This is a genomic window from Psychromonas sp. (assembly GCF_983033635.1).
The window spans coordinates 1-6,176 of the sequence record NZ_CEZLMY010000193.1; the positions used below are offsets into that span (position 1 = coordinate 1).

The window sequence follows — 6,176 nt, forward strand, 5'->3', positions numbered from 1 at the left end:
GTCGTTCAGATACACTTGTGCGTTTGGAGAGGCAAGCTTTTGCAGCGATGCAGGGCCTCTTTGATGATGGCAACGGTAATTTCACTGTAAAAGGGGAGCCTGATAGCGCTTTTGCAAGCAAGCTGTTATTCAGTCCTCAGTACAATAAGGAAAAAGCCTCTATTATGGAACCGATTCAGGAGTTCCTTGAGACTGTTGGGTACCGTATGGCTTCTGAGTCTAAGGCTCTGCAAAGCAAGCAAACAAAATATGTATGGTTTGCCATTTTGCTGATCATTATTTCCACACTTATGGCGCTTATTGTTGCCTATTATATTAGAACTAAGGTTGTTTCCCCTGTTTTTTCTTTGAAGCGCGAGGCTCACATTATTGCAGGGGGGAATTATCAAGCCCGCTGCCAGGTCAATGTGGAAAATGAATTAGGCTCACTCGGCCGAAGCCTTAATGAAATGGCCGATTGTATTGAGCTGGATATAAATAAACTACGAAAAATGGCAACAACTGATGAGCTGGTCGGTATCAGCAACAGGCGGGCTTTTATGCAGTCCATGGAGCTTGAGGTAGATCGTGCTCATCGATATCAGACCCCTTTATCTCTATTGATGATAGACGTTGATAAGTTTAAAGTCTTTAATGATAACTACGGCCATCTTGTCGGTGATGAGGTATTAAAACTTATTTGTAATGTCAGTCAGAAAACGCTTCGTGATCATGATCTGATGGGCCGGATTGGTGGTGAGGAATTTGCTTTCCTTTTACCGGAAACCAATATTGATTCAGCTATCATTGTTGCAGAGCGTATCCGAACTGCTGTTGAAAATTCCTCTCTTATTTATGAGTCAGAAAAACTGCAGGTTACAATCAGTCTAGGTGCGACTCAACTGATAAAAGGTGATGTTCTTGATGCATTTCAAAAGCGTGCTGATATGGCGATGTACAACTCAAAAGAAAAGGGTCGCAACCAAACCTCCTGGCTTTAAGGGATAACTCCTTAATGCTATATGTGCTAATGAATTGAATTTTGCGTCTCACTTATCCTTTACTATGAATATATAATTTTTATGTGAGTTGTATTGATATTATTTTGTGACAGTTCAACACAATAAATAAAACAGAAAATCCGGTAAACTCAGATAAATAAGGTGTAAAAAAAATATAAATTATATAGTTTTTTTGTGGCGTAATAACGTTTAATATGTAGCTTATAAATGGCTATGCATTAATCAATAATAGGAATGAGAGTGGTTGATTATCAGATTAACAACTCAGCAATAGAATATGGATAATTCAACTAGTTATAAATCAGCATTAAACTTAAAAATAATCGGCAGCTTTTTCTCTCTACTCACACTTTTTGCATGTCACTCTACAGAGCCTCGTTTACCCGAATCACCTCAAGAATTTTGTGGGACTATTCAGGCTGAAGCAAAAACAACCTTATCAGAGCAGTTATCTGGCGTTTCCCAAAAAATGCAAAGTAAAACGGGGGTATATGTATTAGAGCAAGGTGCTGAAGCTATGTTCTCGAGAGCATGGCTTAGCTCTCATGCTGAGCAGACTATCGATGTACAGTACTTTATTTTTTCTGCCGACAATATAGGTTTAATCGCCATTGATTATCTGGTGAGAGCTGCTGAACGTGGTATTAAAGTGAGAATATTAGTCGATGATATTATGGTCGATGCTAAAGGTGATGAATTATTAATGCTGGATGCACATGAAAATCTTTCGATTAAAATCTATAACCCGATGGCAAATGTCGGTAAAAATATAATTGAAAAGATGGTGAATATAACGACGGATTTTCACGGCTTCAATCAACGAATGCACAATAAGACTTTCACTGTAGATGGTAAAGTCGCCATCACCGGAGGCAGAAATGTCGCCGATGAGTATTTTGGTTATGATCATGAGTATAACTTCAGAGATAGGGATGTTCTTTTAATTGGTGGTGTTAGCACTGACATTCAAAAATCTTTTAACCAATTTTGGGATGATAAATTAAGTGTACCAGTAAATAAACTGGTTAAAATCAAAGGCAGCCCAGTCAGCAGCCCAACGTTTGCAGCACTTCATCAGTACGCCTGTAACCCTGATAATTTCTTGCCGCAGATTCGAGAGCAAATTCAGAATATGCCGGAAGCGTTTAATTACATACAAGAAACGGGAAAACTGCATTGGTTGGATGAGATTGAATATATTTCAGATGCGCCAGGCAAAAACAATCAAAATGAATTTTTAGGCGGTAGTGGCATATCAACGGAGCGGTTAATCACTTTAGTCCAAAAAGCTGAAAAGTCCGTCATCATTCAAACACCTTATTTAATCACCACTGATCTAGGCAAAAATATCTTTAAGCAGCTTATTGATAAAGGGGTAGAAGTTAAAATATTAACCAATAGTTTAGCCTCCAACGATAATCTTGAAGCCTTTAGCGGTTATCAAAGAGATCGTGATGCGTTACTTAAAACGGGAGTGAGAATTTTTGAATTTAAGCCTGATGCACAAGTTAGAAAAAAGGTGATGTCCAGTGAATTACAGCAAAAACTGGATCATATTCCTGTCTTTGGACTACATGCAAAATCAATGGTAATTGATGATAACATTACCGTTATAGGAACTTTTAATTTAGACCCGAGAAGTGCAAATTTAAATACTGAAAGCGTTACTATTATCCCTTCTGCAGAAATAGCAAAAAGCGTTAAACAAGGTATGCTGACGGAAATGAATCCGGAAAACGCATGGGAAACCACCCTGGATTGGAATCCAGATGGCGAGGTTAGTAAGATTAAGCAATTAAGAGTGAAATCAAGAATTGTAGTACCTAAAAATATCCTTTAAGAAACTGAATAAGCAGAATTCGCAACGGGCAGGTTTAATTCGAAGTGATAGACCTAAACTTGTATTCTTTCTCTTTAGACTGGGCATCAAACCATATTCAAAGACAACAATTAAAATGAAAAAAATTACTGAATAACAAGCCTATGGTTTCAAGTATATCAGCTACCCAGATGCCCATTTTGGGAAGTTGCCAGATATTGGCTCTGGGAGATCTGAATACATACTCCAATGAGCATAATAAAACAAAGCTACTTAACTTTGTTTTATTATGCATACTGAATTCAGTACTGTTAGAATAAATTTTTCACCTCTCTCCGTAATTAGGTTTTCTGTAATAAATGAAATCAATCCCCTCAAGTTTTTTTGGCCGACTGTTTGGCAACCCTACAAAAATAATAATCGACAATAACGGACTTACCGTTTCGGTTAAAAATGTCTCCACCGAAATCACATGGCAAGCCTTAACTTCTCCCCCTATGTTTAGTTTTGGATGGTTAGGGAAAACGATGACGTTTAGCACTTCCGAGCAAAATTATGTGCTTAGTAAGTTGGCTTATAACAGTGACAAAAAGCAAAAAAATCATTGCCAGCAGTTGTGGGTAGAGTGTAATAAAAATCGTCTTGAAACATTACTTACGAAAATAGATAAATTTATTAATAGTCGATATTTGCGCCAATCAGACATGCAACGCATTCAAGTGTCTGTAAAACGAGAATATGCGCGCTGGTTTCCTTGGATTGAATCAAGCACGGGTTTACAGCAAGTTTCTGAAATGGTGCAGTTATTATCAAATTACCAGCATTGGCAGGAGCAAGATATAACGGCTTGTCGTGAAACCTATATCGATAAGCAATTACGTGCCTATCAAGCATTCTTTGACAGCGTTGAATCAAATCCTTTAACACAAAGGCAACGTAGAGCCTGTGTTATTGATGACGACAATAACCTGTTATTAGCTGGCGCAGGGACAGGTAAAACCAGTGTCATGGTTGGTCGAGCAGGGTATTTACTTAACAGTCAGAAGGCGAGTTTTAATGATATTTTGTTATTAGCTTATGGCCGAAAAGCTGCGAATGAAATGGATGAAAGAATAAAAGATAAGCTAGCCACTGATAAAATCAGCGCGACAACGTTCCATAGCCTTGGGCTTAATATCATTGCGCAGGTTGAAGGGGGGAAACCAAACTTATCTGTATTTGCTGAAGACGAAAAAGCCAAGTTTAAATGGGTGCAAACTTGCTTTGAACATTTAATAAATGATCAACAACAATACCGTCATTTAGTCTTGGAATATTTCAGTAAATATTATTATGTTGAAAAGAACGATTTTGAGTTTGATACCCTTGGTGAGTATTACCAATATTTAACAGATAATGACATCCGCAGTTTAAAAGGCGATAAAGTAAAAAGCTTTGGTGAGCTGTATATTGCCAATTGGTTATTCAACCATGGCATTGAGTACCAATATAAGGCTAATTACGCATTTGATCTGAAAACGGTAGAGCGTAGACAATATCAGCCTGACTTTTTCCTTCCTGAGTTGAATATTTATATTGAGTATTTTGGTATAGATGAAAATGGCGATACAGCGCCCTACATCGATAAAGATGAGTACCATGCGTCGATGCAATGGAAACGTAAAACCCACCTGCACTATAATACGCAATGCATCGAGTTAACATACACTCAGCATAAAAGGGGCATGTTACTTAATTCATTGGATAAATCCCTAAAAGATAAACAGATTGAATTCGAATTATTGCCAGATGATGCGATGCTAGCAAGTTTAAAGGAGACTGGGCGTATCACCGTGCTTGCTGAGATATTTGCTAAGTTAGTCGGACTCTATAAAGCGGCTTGTTTAGATGAAAGTACTGAGAAGAATATTATCGCTGCCTCTGCAGATGTGAAGCAGACGGAAAAAGCATTTGAATTACTCAAGCCTATTCTAACTGCTTATCAAGCAGGGTTATTAAATAGCAATGAAATCGACTTTGAAGATATGATTATTAAAGCGCTAGCGTATATTGAAACGGGAAGGTTTCAGTCGAAGTGGCGTTATATTATGGTTGATGAATTTCAGGATATTTCAGAGCCACGGGCACGTTTAGTTAAGGCTTTACGCGATAGTAATAAAGGAAGTTCTGTTTTTGCGGTGGGTGATGATTGGCAGGCCATCTATCGATTTAGTGGTGCTGATGTAACACTGACAACTGGCTTTGAGGGTTATTTTGGCCCGACAACGCAAACTGAATTAGATCAAACCTTTCGATTTAATAACCGGATCGGGCTGGTGGCAACTGATTTTGTCAGTAAAAATCCTGCGCAAATAAATAAAACGATTAAGTCGTGTAAGCACGTAGATGTGCCTGCTGTTTCAATCTTACGAAAGAGTGCTGGTGGTTTGCCTGCTCAAGGTGAACAAATAATTGATGAAATAGCCAATGGTGCAATTGATGAGGTGTTAACGGCTATTACTAGTAAAGTTAGCAAGCCTACAAGCGTATATTTACTCGCTCGTTTTTGGTTTCAATTACCAAACAAAGCAATCGTTTCCCGTTTAAACAATCAATACCCCATGCTTAATATACAAACGCAGTCATTTCATGCCTCTAAAGGTAAGGAAGCGGATTATGTCGTTATTATGGGGTTAAAATCCGGCAAGCATGGTTTCCCTTCCAGCAAGGCAACTCCTCCAATTTTAGATGCGTTACTAGCAAAAGAAGAAAAATTTGCACATGCAGAAGAACGACGTTTATTTTATGTTGCTTTAACACGGGCAAAAGATAGGGTGTATGTTATTGCTGATATGGTGGAAGCTAGCTGTTTCGTTAAAGAGCTTATTGAAGAGTATGACGTTGAGCTTAATGAATTTGGGATAACAGTTAATCAAGCTTTTGTTGATCAGATTAACTGTTTAGTTTGTGAAACGGGTACCTTAAAGGCTCGTTCAGGTCGCTATGGCCCATTCTATTCTTGTTCACATTTTCCTCTTTGTGATCACAAAGAAAGGGCATGTGGTAAGTGTGAAAGTGTAATGACAAAAAGTAAATACCCTGGTTTTAAATCTTGTTTAAATCCATCTTGTAATGATATTTTCCCGCTTTGTGATAAATGTGGTTCCGAAATGGTTTTAAGACAAAGCAAAAGGGGGGAGTTCTGGGGATGTAGAAACTACAGGGGCAATGAAGCGCTGAGTTGCAAGAGCGGTGTTGATAAGTCAAAAATCCAATGGCCGCAGTTGAGCCGTTGAGATGTGATTTTTATTTGGATTCTATCTCTTATATGGGGGGGCGTTTGCGACTTAGCTTTCTATCTCGGTTTGGGGCACAAT

General features: G+C 38.3%; 3 protein-coding genes. All 3 read left to right on the top strand.

The window, feature by feature from the left end; translation table 11 throughout:
• A partial coding sequence (locus AC4GME_RS16500; protein ID WP_490379805.1) for a GGDEF domain-containing protein occupies nucleotides 1-980 on the top strand: 980 nt, incomplete at its 5' end.
• Between the two features lie 490 nt (nucleotides 981-1,470).
• Complete coding sequence (locus tag AC4GME_RS16505; RefSeq protein ID WP_490378104.1) at nucleotides 1,471-2,841, top strand: phospholipase D family protein; 1,371 nt, start codon at nucleotides 1,471-1,473, stop codon at nucleotides 2,839-2,841.
• A 338-nt stretch (nucleotides 2,842-3,179) separates the two neighbouring features.
• The gene (locus AC4GME_RS16510) at nucleotides 3,180-6,095 is read left to right on the top strand and encodes a UvrD-helicase domain-containing protein (protein WP_490379806.1); all 2,916 of its coding nucleotides are present in this window, start codon (nucleotides 3,180-3,182) and stop codon (nucleotides 6,093-6,095) included.
• Nucleotides 6,096-6,176: the final 81 nt, after the last annotated feature.

Bases quoted from the DNA above. Each gene is read 5' to 3' on its own strand.
- AC4GME_RS16505 (WP_490378104.1), top strand. From the start codon at position 1,471: ATGCAAAGTAAAACGGGGGTATATGTATTAGAGCAAGGTGCTGAAGCT.
- AC4GME_RS16510 (WP_490379806.1), top strand. From the start codon at position 3,180: ATGAAATCAATCCCCTCAAGTTTTTTTGGCCGACTGTTTGGCAACCCT.